This is a genomic window from Streptomyces sp. WAC05292 (genome assembly GCF_003949955.1).
Classification (GTDB): domain Bacteria; phylum Actinomycetota; class Actinomycetes; order Streptomycetales; family Streptomycetaceae; genus Streptomyces; species Streptomyces globosus.
In genome coordinates this window covers 1-14315 of record NZ_RPSE01000137.1, presented here as the reverse complement: position 1 = coordinate 14315, position 14315 = coordinate 1, and the positions used below count along the sequence as shown (strand labels likewise).

Here is a 14315-nt window from a genome sequence, read left to right as displayed (position 1 = left end):
CAGTAGACGACTGGGTTGATAGGCCAGATGTGGAAGCCCGGTAACGGGTGGAGCTGACTGGTACTAATAGGCCGAGGGCTTGTCCTCAGTTGCTCGCGTCCACTGTGTTAGTTCTGAAGCAACGAACTCGCTTTTGTCGGCTTGAGTTCAACTTCATAGTGTTTCGGTGGTCATAGCGTTAGGGAAACGCCCGGTTACATTCCGAACCCGGAAGCTAAGCCTTTCAGCGCCGATGGTACTGCAGGGGGGACCCTGTGGGAGAGTAGGACGCCGCCGAACAACCCGCCCTTTTAGCTCAGTCGGTAGAGCGTCTCCATGGTAAGGAGAAGGTCAACGGTTCGATTCCGTTAAAGGGCTCCATCGAAAAGGCCCCCGCCATCGGCGGGGGCCTTTTTTTGTTTTCCCGCCCCGCCACGCGTACAGACGCTCCGGGCCCCCGCAAGGAGGCCGGAGCCCGTACCGGAACGCTCAGTCGCCCGTGCGCGGCTGCGGGACGCGGAACGCGAGGATCGCCATGTCGTCCGACGCCGGCTCCGCCGCGAAGCGCTCCACCGCGCGCAGGACCCGGGCGGCCACCGCGCCCGCCGTCAGGCCCGTACACGTCGTCAGAACCTCCGTCAGGCCGTCGTCGCCGAGCATGCGGCTGCCCTCGCGGCGCTCCGTGACCCCGTCCGTGACGCACAGCAGGACATCGCCCGGCTCCAGCGTGACCGTCTCCTCGTACAACTCCAGGTCGTCCATGACGCCCAGCAGCGGCTGCGGCTCCGCCGCCGGCACCACCTCGCCGTCCGGACGCAGGCGCAGCGGCAGCGGATGACCCGCGCACACCACCTTCATCAGGGCGCTGCCGTCCTCCCGCGGGTGCAGTTCCCCGTACAGGAGGGTGAGGAAGCGGCTGCGGGCGCCCTCGTCGAGGATCGCCGCGTTCAGGCGCTCCAGTACCGCCGGCCCGCCCAGGCCCTCCCTGGCCAGCAGGCGCAGGGCGTGCCGGGCCAGGCCCGTCACCGCCGCCGCCTCCGGGCCCGTACCGCACACGTCGCCGATGGCGAAGCCGTACGCGCCGTCGCGGATCGGGAAGACGTCGTAGAAGTCGCCGCCCACCTCGTTGCCCTCTCCGGCCGCCCGGTAGATGACCTCCACCTCCATGCCGGGGATCGCGGGCGAGCCCGGCGGGAGCAGGCTGCGCTGGAGCGAGCGGCTGATCGCCGTGCGCTCCGAGTACAGGCGGGCGTTGTCCAAGGCCAGGGCCGCCCGGCGCGACAGGTCGTCGGCGAGCTCCAGGATCTCCTGCCGGAAGTGCTCCCCGGACGGCTTGCCCAGCGTGAGCATGCCGATGACGCGGTTGCGGGCCAGTAGCGGCAGGACCACCGTCTCCCCGCCGACCGCGGTCGCCGCCTCCCGCCACATGCGGGCGCCGGCCTCCCGGACCGGCTCCGGCGGGCTCACCCGCGACAGCAGGGCCTTCAGGCCGTCGATGCGCTCCTCGTCCTCGTGGAGCACGTACGACAGGTACGGGTCCGAGGACTGGTCGGCGATCGTGTACACGGCGCACCAGGTGGCCAGCGTCGGGACGGTCATCTGCGCCATCAGCGCCAGCGTCTGGTCCCGGTCCAGGGTGCCGGCAAGCAGGTCCGAGGCCTCGACGAGGAAGGACAGCGAGCCGCGGCGCAACCGCTCCAGCTCGCCCAGGCGGGCCGACTCCACCGCGAGCGCGATCCGGTCAGCTGCGAACTGCAGCCGCAGCGCCTCCGCGTTCGAGTAGCGGCCCGGGTTCTCCGCGGCCACGCCGAGGGAGCCCGTCAGCCGGCCCTCCACCTTCAGCGGGACCGTGACCACCGAGCGCATGCCCGTGCCGTCCAGCAGGGGGACGGCGCCCGGGACCGCCGTCAGGTCCTCGTGGACCGCGGGCATGCGGGCCGAGCCGTAGCGGCTGGCGCCCGCCTCGACGGGGACGCGGGCGAAACGCTGCCGGGCCGAGGGGAGGCCGGTCGTCGCGCGGACCTCCAGCTCCGTCTCGTCGTCAGTGGCGAGCAGCAGGAACGCGGCGTCAGCGTCGAGCATGTCGCGGGCGCGCTCGACGGTCCGCTGGAGCAGGCCGTCGAGGTCGTCGGGGGCGGGCGAGCCGATGAACACCTCGAAGGGGTCCGCCGGGCGGGCCTCGGCGAGCTGGCCGCCGTCCGCCGCGGGCACCCGTACGGGAGTCTGGAGGAGAGCGCGCTCGTCGTCGTGGACGAGCAGGCAGACGATCGACGGATCGCCGTGCGCATCGCGGACCCGCAGGTGGGAGCCGTAGACGGGGATGACCCGGCCGTCGGCGCCGCGGATGCCGTAGCTGCCCTCCCAGCGGGACAGGCGCAGGGCCTCGGCGATGCCGGTGCCGGTCCCCGGCGTCTGCGGCCAGGCGGCGAGCTCGGCGAGGGGGCGGCCGATGGCCTTGGAGGCGGGATGGCCGAAGACGTGCTCCGCGTCCTCGTTCCAGGCGGAGACGCGGTCGTCGGAGTCGACCTGGACGACGGCGACGCGGACCCGGCTGTCGGCGAGCGGCAGCAGCTTGTCGGGCACGACCGGGCCGGCGGAGCGGGTGCCGACGGGGCGGTCCGGAAGGTCCAGGCGGAACCACACGTGCTTGTGGGTGGCGGTGTACTCGACGCCCCAGCGGGTGGCGAGCGCGGCGCAGAGCATCAGGCCGCGGCCGTTCTCCCGGTCGGGGTCGGCGTACGGCCGGTCACCGGGGTGCCGCAGCGGCAGCTCGCGCTCCGGATAGCGGTCGGCGACCTCGACGCGGACGCCGTCCTCGGTGCGCAGGCACAGGACCTCGGCGCTGGTACCGGCGTGGACGACGGCGTTCGTGACGAGTTCGCTGGTGAGGACGACGGCGTCGTCGACGATGTCCGCGAAGCCCCAGCCCTGCAGGGTGTCGCGGACGAACAGGCGGGCGGAGGCGACCGAGCGCCCCTGGGGGTCGAAGCTGGCAGCCGCCCGAGCCGTGATCACGAGTCTCCTTCGACGCGGTGGTACATCGGATGCCAGGTTACTTACCTTCCCGGGCGGCAGGGGCCGTCACCGGGGATTCCACCCGGCGGGGCGGCCGGTGTGCGATGGTGCCGAAGTGTTATCGCCGGGTTCGGCCAGGGTGAAACACTGGGCAGGATCGGTTTGCACGGCGTGCCACGCCGTGTGCCGGTGGATGTGCGGTCGACCCTTTCGGGAGGGACACGGTGGAGTCTGGCGCAGCGGTGCGGCGTACGGGAACGCGCGCGAAGGGTGGCAGGTCGCGCCGGAACGGGACGACCGAGGTGGATACCGCCGCCCTGAACCGGCTGCTCACGGCCCTGGTGTCGATGCGGGACGGGAATTTCCGCAAGCGGCTGACGGTGTCCGGCGACGGGGTGATGGCGGAGATCGCCGCCGTCTACAACGAGGTCGCCGACCGCAACCTGCACCTCACCGGGGAGCTGTCCCGGGTCCGGCGCACGGTCGGGCGCGAGGGCAAGCTGAGCGAACGGCTGGAAGTCGGTGCCTGCGAGGGCTCCTGGGCGGCCGCGATCGACGCGTCCAACCAGCTCGTCGACGATCTGGCGCGGCCGGTGTCCGAGGTCGGGCGGGTGCTGTCGGCTGTCGCCGAGGGCGACCTGGACCAGCGGATGGACCTGCGGACGCAGACGGCGGACGGGGCGGGGCACCCGCTGCGCGGGGAGTTTCTTAAGGTCGGGCGGACGGTCAACAACCTGGTCGACCAGCTGTCCGCGTTCACCGACGAGGTGACGCGGGTGGCGCTGGAGGTGGGCACCGAGGGCAAGCTCGGCGGACAGGCCCAGGTGCGCGGAATGTCGGGTTCGTGGAAGGACCTGACCGATTCCGTCAACACGATGGCGTACCGGCTCACCGCTCAGGTGCGTGACATCGCCCTGGTGACGACGGCTGTGGCGAAGGGCGACCTGTCGCGCAAGGTCACGGTGCACGTGGCCGGCGAGATGCTCCAGCTGAAGAACACCGTCAACACGATGGTCGACCAGCTGTCGTCGTTCTCCTCGGAGGTGACGCGGGTCGCCCGCGAGGTGGGCACGGAAGGCGAGCTCGGCGGGCAGGCGCAGGTCCCCGGCGTCGCCGGCGTGTGGAAGGACCTCACCGACTCCGTCAATACGATGGCGGGCAACCTGACGGCCCAGGTGCGGGGGATCGCGCAGGTCACGACGGCCGTCGCGAACGGCGACCTGTCGCAGAAGGTGCGGGTCAGCGCCCGCGGCGAGGTCGCACAGCTGGCCGAAACGATCAATCAGATGACCGAGACGCTGCGGACGTTCGCGGACGAGGTCACGCGCGTCGCCAGCGAGGTCGGGGCCAAGGGCCTGCTGGGCGGCCAGGCGCAGGTGCCGGGCGCGGCGGGTACCTGGAAGGACCTCACCGACTCGGTGAACACGGTCTTCCGCAACCTCACCACGCAGGTGCGCGACATCGCGCAGGTGACGACGGCCGTGGCCAACGGCGACCTGTCGCAGAAGGTCACGGTCGACGTCGCCGGCGAGATGCTGGAGCTGAAGAACACCGTCAACACGATGGTGGACCAACTGCAGTCCTTCGGCGCGGAAGTGACGCGCGTGGCCCGCGAGGTCGGCGTCGAGGGCGAGCTGGGCGGCCAGGCGCAGGTGCCGGGCGCGGCGGGTACCTGGAAGGACCTCACCGACTCGGTGAACACCGCCTTCCGGAACCTGACGGGGCAGGTCCGCAACATCGCGCAGGTGACGACGGCCGTGGCCAACGGCGACCTGTCGCAGAAGGTCACCGTGGACGTCTCCGGCGAGATGCTCCAGCTGAAGAACACCGTGAACACGATGGTGGACCAGCTCTCCAGCTTCGCCGACCAGGTCACGCGCATGGCGCGGGACGTCGGCACGGAGGGCCGGCTCGGCGGGCAGGCCCGCGTCGAGGGAGTGTCGGGCACCTGGAAGGAGCTGACCGACTCGGTCAACTTCATGGCCGGGAACCTGACCTCGCAGGTGCGCCAGATCGCCCAGGTGACGACGGCGGTGGCGCGGGGCGACCTGTCGCAGAAGATCGACGTGGACGCCCGGGGCGAGATCCTGGAGCTGAAGAACACCATCAACACGATGGTCGACCAGCTGTCGGCCTTCGCGGAGCAGGTGACCCGGGTGGCCCGGGACGTGGGCACGGAGGGCCGCCTCGGCGGCCAGGCGCAGGTGCCGGGCGTGGCCGGGGTGTGGCGGGACCTCACGGACTCCGTGAACGGCATGGCCGGGAACCTGACCTCGCAGGTCCGCAACATCGCGCAGGTCGCGACGGCGGTGGCGCGGGGCGACCTGTCGCAGAAGATCGACGTGGACGCCCGGGGCGAGATCCTGGAGCTGAAGAACACCCTCAACACGATGGTGGACCAGCTGTCGAACTTCGCCGAGCAGGTGACCCGGGTGGCCCGCGAGGTGGGCACCGAGGGGATCCTGGGCGGCCAGGCGGAGGTGAAGGGCGTCTCCGGCACCTGGAAGGACCTGACCCAGTCCGTCAACTTCATGGCGAACAACCTCACCTCGCAGGTGCGCAACATCGCCGAGGTGACGACGGCGGTGGCGACCGGCGACCTCTCCAAGAAGATCACGGTCGACGCCAAGGGCGAGATCCTGGAGCTGGTGACGACCGTCAACACGATGGTGGACCAGCTGTCGTCGTTCGCCGAGCAGGTGACGCGGGTGGCCCGCGAGGTGGGCTCCGAGGGCATCCTCGGCGGCCAGGCCCGGGTGCGCGGCGTGACGGGCATCTGGAAGGACCTGACCGACAACGTCAACCTGATGGCGAACAACCTGACCTCCCAGGTGCGCAACATCTCCCAGGTGTCGGCGGCCGTCGCCAACGGCGACCTGACCAAGAAGGTGACGGTGGAGGCGCGCGGCGAGGTCGCGCAGCTCGCCGACACGGTCAACACGATGGTCAAGACGCTGTCCTCGTTCGCCGACGAGGTGACGCGCGTGGCCCGCGAGGTGGGCACCGAGGGCCGCCTCGGCGGCCAGGCGCACGTCCCGGGGGTGTCGGGGACGTGGAAGGACCTCACCGACTCGGTGAACTTCATGGCCTCGAACCTGACCGGGCAGGTGCGGCAGATCGCCATGGTCACGACGGCGATCGCCAAGGGCGACATGACCAAGAAGATCGACATCGACGCCCGGGGCGAGATCCTCGAGCTGAAGAACACGATCAACACGATGGTCGACCAGCTGTCGTCGTTCGCCGAGCAGGTGACGCGGGTGGCGCGCGAGGTGGGCACCGAGGGCATCCTCGGCGGGCAGGCGCGGGTGCGCGACGTCGACGGCACGTGGCGGGACCTGACCGAGTCCGTGAACGAGATGGCCGGCAACCTCACCCGGCAGGTCCGCGCGATCGCGGCCGTCGCCACGGCGGTGACCCGCGGCGACCTGAACCTGAAGATCGACGTGGACGCGGCGGGCGAGATCCAGGTCCTCCAGGACAACATCAACACGATGATCGCCAACCTGCGCGACACGACGCTGGCGAACAAGGAGCAGGACTGGCTCAAGGGCAACCTGGCCCGGATCTCGGCCCTGATGCAGGGCCGCCGCGACCTGGACGACGTCGCCTCGCTGATCATGAGCGAGCTGACCCCGGTGGTGTCGGCGCAGCACGGGGCGTTCTTCCTCGCGACGCCGGCCGGCGGGACCACCGAGATCGGCACCGAGGGCGGCCCCGACGGCTCGTACGAGCTGCGGATGCGCGGGAGCTACGCGTACGCGGGCGGGCAGATGCCGACGGCGTTCCGGCCGGGGGAGGGGCTGATCGGGACGGTCGCGGAGGAGAAGCGGACGATCCTCGTCGAGAACACCCCGCCGGGCTACCTGAAGATCTCCTCGGGTCTCGGGGAGGCGCCGCCGGCGCACGTGATCGTGCTGCCGGTGCTCTTCGAGGGGAAGGTGCTGGGCGTGATCGAGCTGGCGTCGTTCCAGCCGTTCACGCAGATCCAGAAGGACTTCCTGAGCCAGATCGCCGAGATGATCGGCACGAGCGTCAACACCATCAGCGTCAACTCCAAGACGGAGATGCTGCTCAAGCAGTCGCAGGAGATGACGGAGCAGCTGCGCGAGCGCTCCGACGAGCTGGAGAACCGGCAGAAGGCGCTCCAGGCCGCCAACGCGGAGCTGGAGGAGAAGGCGGAGCTGCTGGCGCAGCAGAACCGCGACATCGAGGTGAAGAACACCGAGATCGAGGAGGCCCGGCAGGTCCTGGAGGAGCGCGCCGAGCAGCTCGCGGTCTCGATGCGCTACAAGTCGGAGTTCCTGGCGAACATGTCGCACGAGCTGCGGACGCCGCTGAACTCGCTGCTGATCCTGGCGAAGCTGCTGGCCGACAACGCGGACGAGAACCTGTCGCCCAAGCAGGTGGAGTTCGCGGAGACCATCCACGGGGCGGGCTCGGACCTGCTCCAGCTGATCAACGACATCCTCGACCTGTCGAAGGTCGAGGCGGGCAAGATGGACGTCTCGCCGACACGGATCGCGCTGGTGCAGCTCGTCGACTACGTGGAGGCGACGTTCCGGCCGCTGACCGCGGAGAAGGGCCTGGACTTCTCGGTACGGGTCTCCCCGGAGCTGCCCGCCACCCTGCACACCGACGAGCAGCGGCTCCTCCAGGTGCTGCGGAACCTGCTGTCGAACGCGGTGAAGTTCACCGACACCGGGGCGGTGGAGCTGGTGATCCGCCCGGCGGGATCGGACGTGCCGCCGGCGATCCGGGAGCAGCTGCTGGAGGCGGGCTCGCTGCGCGAGGCCGACGGGGACCTGATCGCGTTCTCGGTGACGGACACCGGCATCGGGATCGCGGCGAGCAAGATGCTGGTGATCTTCGAGGCGTTCAAGCAGGCGGACGGGACGACGAGCCGGAAGTACGGCGGCACGGGCCTCGGGCTGTCGATCAGCCGGGAGATCGCCCGGCTGCTGGGCGGCGAGATCCACGCGGCGAGCGAGCCCGGCCGCGGCTCCACCTTCACGCTGTACCTGCCGCTGCACCCGAGCGAGCTGCCGCCCCAGGGGTACGCCTCCCCGCAGCCCGGCGGCGGCCGGCCGGAGGGCCACCGCCTGCCGGAGGGCGGGACGCGGGAGCTGCCGGCGCCGGCGGCCCCGGCGGCCCTCCCCGCGGCGCAGCCGCAGCCGGCCCCGCCGGCGGCCGCGCACGGCGGGCAGGGCCAGAGCGGGACGGCGCTGTTCCGGCGCCGCCGCAAGGCGGCGGGCGGGGAGCCGGAGCCGCGTACGGCCTCCGTACCCGCCCGGCCGGCCCGGCAGGCGCCGGAGGAGGGCTGGACGGCCCCGCAGGAGGAGCAGGCGCCGCCGCCGGCGTACGACTTCCACGGGGAGAAGGTGCTCATCGTCGACGACGACGTCCGGAACGTCTTCGCGCTCACCAGCGTGCTGGAGCAGCACGGGCTGGCGGTGCTGTACGCGGAGAACGGCCGGGAGGGCATCGAGGTGCTGGAGCAGCACGACGACGTGGCGGTCGTGCTGATGGACATCATGATGCCGGAGATGGACGGGTACGCGACGACGACGGCGATCCGGCGGATGCCGCAGTTCGCCGGGCTGCCGATCATCGCGCTCACCGCGAAGGCGATGAAGGGCGACAAGGAGAAGGCCATCGACTCCGGGGCGTCCGACTACGTCACCAAGCCGGTCGACCCGGACTACCTGCTGTCGGTGATGGAGCAGTGGATGCGCGGGTAGGACGGGTGCGGGGAGGGGGCATCCGGGGAACCCCCGGGCTCCCCGCCCCGTTTCCCATTCGTGCACAGTGACATCTCGGTGACAGGGTGTGGCGATCTCGGGACTGGGGCTACGATGACCGGCACAAGGACGGGCGGCGCAAGGATGCCGTCCTCTGGGGCGGGGCCCGGCGCGCACGCCGGAGCCAGGAGCCGGGGAGGCCCCGTGCCGGGGCGAGGAGGACAGGGCATGGTGCAGAAGGCCAAGATCCTCCTGGTCGACGACCGGCCGGAGAATCTGCTGGCGCTGGAGGCCATCCTCTCCGCGCTCGATCAGACCCTGGTCAGGGCGTCGTCCGGGGAGGAGGCGCTCAAGGCGCTGCTCACGGACGATTTCGCGGTCATCCTGCTGGACGTGCAGATGCCCGGCATGGACGGCTTCGAGACGGCCGCGCACATCAAGCGGCGGGAGCGGACCCGGGACATCCCGATCATCTTCCTGACCGCCATCAACCACGGTCCGCACCACACCTTCCGCGGGTACGCGGCGGGCGCGGTGGACTACATCTCCAAGCCGTTCGACCCGTGGGTGCTGCGGGCCAAGGTCTCCGTGTTCGTCGAGCTGTACACGAAGAACTGCCGGCTGCGGGAGCAGGCGGCGCTGCTGCGGCTCCAGCTGGAGGGCGGCGGCACGGCCGACGGGGGCAAGGAGACCGCCGGGCTGCTCGCCGAGCTGTCTGCGCGGCTCGCGGCGGTGGAGGAGCAGGCCGAGGCGCTGACGAAGCAGCTCGGCGAGGAGGCCGCCGATCCGGCGGTCGTGGCGACCGCGGCACACCTGGAGCGCAAGCTCACCGGGCTGCGGCGGGCGCTGGACGCGCTGGAGCCGGGGTCGGGCGGGGGAGCGCAGGTCATGCCCGCGCAGCACTGACCGGACCGCCGCCGTCCGGGCCGGCGCCCTGTGCCGGGCGCCGGTGGCGCGCGGGTGGGGAAGGTCTGGCGGGTCGTCAAACCGACGCTCTCGTGGGCGACACGAACGGGTGAAGGGGTGGGCACGCGTGTCCACCGGCGTGCACACCGGTAACCTCGGGCCCATGGCCTCACGTACGTCCGGCAAGGGTTCCCAGAGCACGGCGGGCACCGCGAAGGGCCGCACCGGCCGTACGACGGCGCCGGCGAAGAAGGCGGCTCCCGCACGCGGCGCGGCCCCGCGGAAGGCGCCCGCCAAGCGGGCCCCCGCCAAGAAGGCGGCGCCGAAGCCCGCCCCCTCCCCGACCGGGGGAGTGGTGCGGCTGGTGCGCGCCGTCTGGCTGGGCTGCGCGCACGCCGTCGGCGCGGTGTTCCGCGGGATCGGGCAGGGCGCGAGGAACCTCGACCCGGCGCACCGCAAGGACGGCGTCGCGCTGCTGCTGCTCGCCCTCGCGCTGATCGTCGCCGCGGGTACCTGGTCGAACCTCAGCGGTCCGGTCGGCGAGCTGGTCACGATGCTGGTCACCGGCGCCTTCGGCCGGCTCGACCTGCTCGTGCCGGTCATCCTCGGCGTGATGGCCGTCCGCTTCATCCGCCATCCCGACGAGCCCGACGCCAACGGCCGGATCGGCGTCGGCCTGTCCGCGCTGGCCGTCGGCGTCCTCGGCCTCGTCCACATCGCCTGCGGCGCGCCCGGCCGGGGCGAGGGCACCACCGCGATGCAGGACGCGGGCGGCCTGGTCGGCTGGGCCGCGTCCAAGCCGCTGATCTTCACCATGGGTGCGCCGCTGGCCGTGCCGATGCTGGTCCTCCTGACGGTCTTCGGGCTGCTCGTGGTCACCGCGACGCCCGTCAACGCCATCCCGGAGCGGCTGCGCCGGCTCGGGATCCGGCTCGGCGTCATCGCCCCCAACGAGTACGACGAGGAGTACGGGCCGGCCCCCGCCGCCCGGCGCGGCCGCCACGACCCCGAGCAGTGGCGGGCCCGCGGAGGCCCGGCCGACGCCGGCCCGGACCCGGTGGACGTCGAGGAGCAGGCCCTGGCCGCCCGCCGGCGCCGGCCGCGCCGGACCCCGGTCGACCCCGCGGTGGAGCGGGAGATGGACGCCGTCGACGTGGCCGCGGCCGCCGCTGCCGCCCTGGACGGGGTCGTCCTCGGCGGGATGCCGCCCTCGCCGGTGGTCGCCGGCCTCACCCAGGGGATCACCGCCGGCCAGGACGGCGCGGAGCCCACCGCGCCGGTGCCTCCGGCCCGTGCCGGCGCGAAGCCCGGCGCGCCCGCCGGTGCGCGCGGTGCCGCAGCGCCGGAGCCGGCCGACGGGCTGCCGCACGACACCACGGCCGCGGCATCGGGGACGCTGTCCGTGCCGGACCTGACCAAGGCGCCGCCGGAGCCGCAGCCGCTGCCGCCCCGGGCGGAGCAGCTCCGGCTGCGCGGGGACGTCACGTACGCGCTGCCCTCGCTGGACCTGCTGGAGCGCGGCGGGCCGGGCAAGACGCGCAGCGCGGCGAACGACGCCGTCGTCGCCTCCCTGCGCAACGTCTTCTCCGAGTTCAAGGTCGACGCGGACGTCACCGGCTTCACCCGCGGCCCGACGGTCACCCGCTACGAGGTCACCCTCGGCGCGGCCGTCAAGGTGGAGCGGATCACCGCGCTGACCAAGAACATCGCGTACGCGGTCGCGAGCCCCGACGTCCGGATCATCAGCCCGATCCCCGGCAAGTCTGCCGTCGGCATCGAGATCCCGAACACCGACCGCGAGATGGTCAACCTGGGCGACGTGCTGCGCCTGGCGGACGCCGCCGAGGACGACCACCCGATGCTCGTGGCGCTCGGCAAGGACGTCGAGGGCGGCTACGTCATGGCCAACCTCGCGAAGATGCCGCACGTGCTGGTCGCCGGCGCCACCGGCTCCGGCAAGTCCTCCTGCATCAACTGCCTGATCACGTCGATCATGGTGCGGGCCACGCCGGAGGACGTCCGCATGGTGCTGATCGACCCCAAGCGGGTCGAGCTGACCGCGTACGAGGGCATCCCGCACCTGATCACGCCGATCATCACCAACCCCAAGCGGGCCGCCGAGGCCCTCCAGTGGGTCGTGCGGGAGATGGACCTGCGCTACGACGACCTGGCGGCCTTCGGCTACCGGCACATCGACGACTTCAACCAGGCCATCCGCGAGGGCAAGATCAAGCTGCCGCCGGGCAGCGAGCGGGAACTCAGCCCGTACCCGTACCTCCTGGTGATCGTCGACGAGCTCGCCGACCTGATGATGGTCGCCCCGCGCGACGTGGAGGACTCCATCGTCCGCATCACCCAGCTGGCCCGCGCGGCCGGCATCCACCTGGTGCTCGCCACGCAGCGCCCCTCGGTGGACGTGGTGACGGGCCTCATCAAGGCGAACGTGCCCTCGCGGCTCGCGTTCGCCACCTCCTCTCTCGCCGACAGCCGGGTCATCCTGGACCAGCCGGGCGCCGAGAAGCTCATCGGCAAGGGCGACGGGCTGTTCCTGCCGATGGGCGCCAACAAGCCGGTCCGCCTCCAGGGCGCCTTCGCCACCGAGGAGGAGGTCGGCAAGGTCGTCCGGCACTGCAAGGACCAGATGGCGCCGGTCTTCCGGGACGACGTCACCGTCGGGCAGCAGCAGAAGAAGGAGATCGACGAGGAGATCGGCGACGACCTCGACCTGCTCTGCCAGGCGGCCGAGCTGGTGGTCTCCACCCAGTTCGGGTCGACGTCGATGCTCCAGCGCAAGCTGCGCGTGGGCTTCGCCAAGGCGGGCAGGCTGATGGACCTGATGGAGTCGCGGGGGATCGTGGGGCCGAGCGAGGGCTCCAAGGCGCGCGACGTCCTGGTGAAGGCGGACGAACTGGACGGGGTCCTCGCGGTCATCCGCGGCGAGGCGCCGTAGGGGCGGCGGGCCGGGTCCGGGTGGATTTCGCGGGCAACCGTTTCCGTTGGGCCCACGTCTAGTTGAGGGGGGTGGCGGCACCGTCCGGTGCGGTACCCGGTGCGCGTGCGGGTCCGGGCGGCCGCCGAAACGGCACGGGCCCCGGCACGCCATTCGGATGGCGTACGGAGTCCACCCCTCCGGTTGCTCCTCCCTTTCGTCACCCCCCTAGACTGGACATCCAGCAGGTGGCTACACGCTCGAAAGGCGCCCTCGTGTCCATCGGCATCTCCAACTCCCCCGAAGATGAGCGTCCTTCGACCGGCGACCGGTCCGAGGACCGCCCCACCGAACGCACTTCCGAAGGACCGTCCATCGGGACGGCCCTGAAGAAGGCCCGGATCGTTGCCGGGCTCACCGTCGACGAGGTCAGCTCCACGACGCGCGTGCGCATCCCGATCGTGCACGCGATCGAGGCCGACGACTTCACGCGGTGCGGCGGTGACGTGTACGCCCGCGGCCACATCCGCACCCTCGCCCGCGCCGTCGGCGTCGACCCGGCCCCCCTGGTCGAGGCGTACGACGCGGCACACGGCGGCCGGCCGGCGCCGACTCCGGCCGCGCCCATGTTCGACGCGGAGCGGATCCGCCCCGAGCGGCAGCGGCCCAACTGGACCGCCGCCATGGTCGCCGCCATCGTCGCCGTGATCGGCTTCGTCGGCTTCACCGCCTTCGGCGGCGGCGGGGCCGGGGAGAAGCGGCCCCAGGCCGAGGGCTCCCCCGCCCCCAAGGCCGCTCCCAAGCAGCCCGCCGGCAAGCCGGCGCAGCCCCAGCAGAGCCCGGCGGCGCCGAAGCCGGAGCCTTCCGACAGCGCGATCGCCGCCGCGCCCAAGGACCTCGTCACGGTCGTCCTGACCGCCAGCGACGGCGACAGCTGGATCTCCGCCAAGGACCACAGCGGCCGGCTGCTCTTCGACGGAACCCTGGACCTCGGCGAGTCCAAGACCTTCACGGACAAGGAATCCATCGACCTCGTGATCGGCGACGCCGGTGTCGTCACGCTCTTCGTGAACGGCAAGGAGATCAAGGACGAATTCCAGCCGGGCCAGGTGGAACGCCTCACATACACCAAGGACGATCCCGTCCAGGGACCGGCCCAGGCAGGCTGAGCTGCGCTGAATACGGAATTCCGGATCCCCGGGGTGTCGCACGGCACCCCGGGGATCTTGGTTTGCCGGGCCTTGGGGCAGGGGGCGCCGTTCGGACAAAGTAGTCTTGAGTCCATGCCCGAACGCCGCACCGTCGCCCTTGTCACTCTTGGCTGCGCCCGTAACGAGGTGGACTCGGAGGAGCTCGCAGGCCGCTTGGCGGCGGATGGCTGGGAGCTCGTCGAGGACGCCGCCGAAGCGGACGTCGCCGTCGTCAACACCTGCGGCTTCGTCGAAGCCGCGAAGAAGGACTCCGTGGACGCCCTCCTCGAGGCCAACGACCTCAAGGACCACGGGCGCACCCAGGCCGTCGTCGCCGTCGGCTGCATGGCCGAGCGCTACGGCAAGGAACTCGCCGACGCCCTCCCCGAGGCCGACGGCGTGCTCGGCTTCGACGACTACGCCGACATCTCCAACCGCCTCCAGGTGATCCTCAGCGGCGGCAGCGTCGAGGCGCACACCCCGCGCGACCGCCGCAAGCTGCTGCCGATCAGCCCCGCCGAACGCCAGGCCGCCGACGTCGCCCTGCCCGGGCAC

General features: G+C 71.7%; 5 protein-coding genes, 1 tRNA gene, 2 rRNA genes and 1 pseudogene. 8 read left to right on the top strand and 1 reads right to left on the bottom strand.

Annotation, left to right across the window (positions count from 1 at the left end; all coding sequences use genetic code 11):
• From EF903_RS16715 to EF903_RS16705, 3 genes are all read left to right on the top strand, one after another.
• Positions 1–87 (top strand): 23S ribosomal RNA (locus tag EF903_RS16715); the annotation flags it as partial.
• A gap of 75 nt (positions 88–162) precedes the next feature.
• A 5S ribosomal RNA gene (gene rrf / locus EF903_RS16710) occupies positions 163–279 on the top strand.
• Positions 280–284: 5 nt separating this feature from the next.
• A tRNA-Thr gene (locus EF903_RS16705) sits at positions 285–360 on the top strand.
• Between the two features lie 108 nt (positions 361–468).
• Here the strand turns inward: EF903_RS16705 and EF903_RS16700 are convergent.
• A complete protein-coding gene (locus EF903_RS16700) occupies positions 469–2994 on the bottom strand; it encodes a SpoIIE family protein phosphatase (protein WP_125544032.1) in 2526 nt (841 codons plus the stop codon).
• 224 nt (positions 2995–3218) lie between these two features.
• Here EF903_RS16700 and EF903_RS16695 point away from each other — a divergent pair, with 224 nt between their 5' ends.
• From EF903_RS16695 to EF903_RS16675, 5 genes and pseudogenes are all read left to right on the top strand, one after another.
• Positions 3219–8735, top strand: a complete 5517-nt coding sequence (locus EF903_RS16695) for a HAMP domain-containing protein (protein ID WP_185902691.1) — start codon at positions 3219–3221, stop codon at positions 8733–8735.
• Positions 8736–8963: 228 nt separating this feature from the next.
• Positions 8964–9641: a two-component system response regulator gene (locus EF903_RS16690; protein ID WP_114054462.1), complete on the top strand. Its 678-nt coding sequence runs from the start codon at positions 8964–8966 to the stop codon at positions 9639–9641.
• 163 nt (positions 9642–9804) lie between these two features.
• Positions 9805–12591 carry a DNA translocase FtsK gene (locus EF903_RS16685; protein ID WP_125544030.1) on the top strand — a complete coding sequence of 929 codons (2787 nt, stop codon included), beginning with the start codon at positions 9805–9807 and terminating at the stop codon, positions 12589–12591.
• A gap of 254 nt (positions 12592–12845) precedes the next feature.
• On the top strand, positions 12846–13739 hold the full coding sequence (locus tag EF903_RS16680; protein ID WP_125544029.1) for a helix-turn-helix domain-containing protein: 894 nt from the start codon (positions 12846–12848) through the stop codon (positions 13737–13739).
• A gap of 114 nt (positions 13740–13853) precedes the next feature.
• Positions 13854–14315, top strand: a pseudogene (locus EF903_RS16675) (30S ribosomal protein S12 methylthiotransferase RimO); the annotation flags it as partial.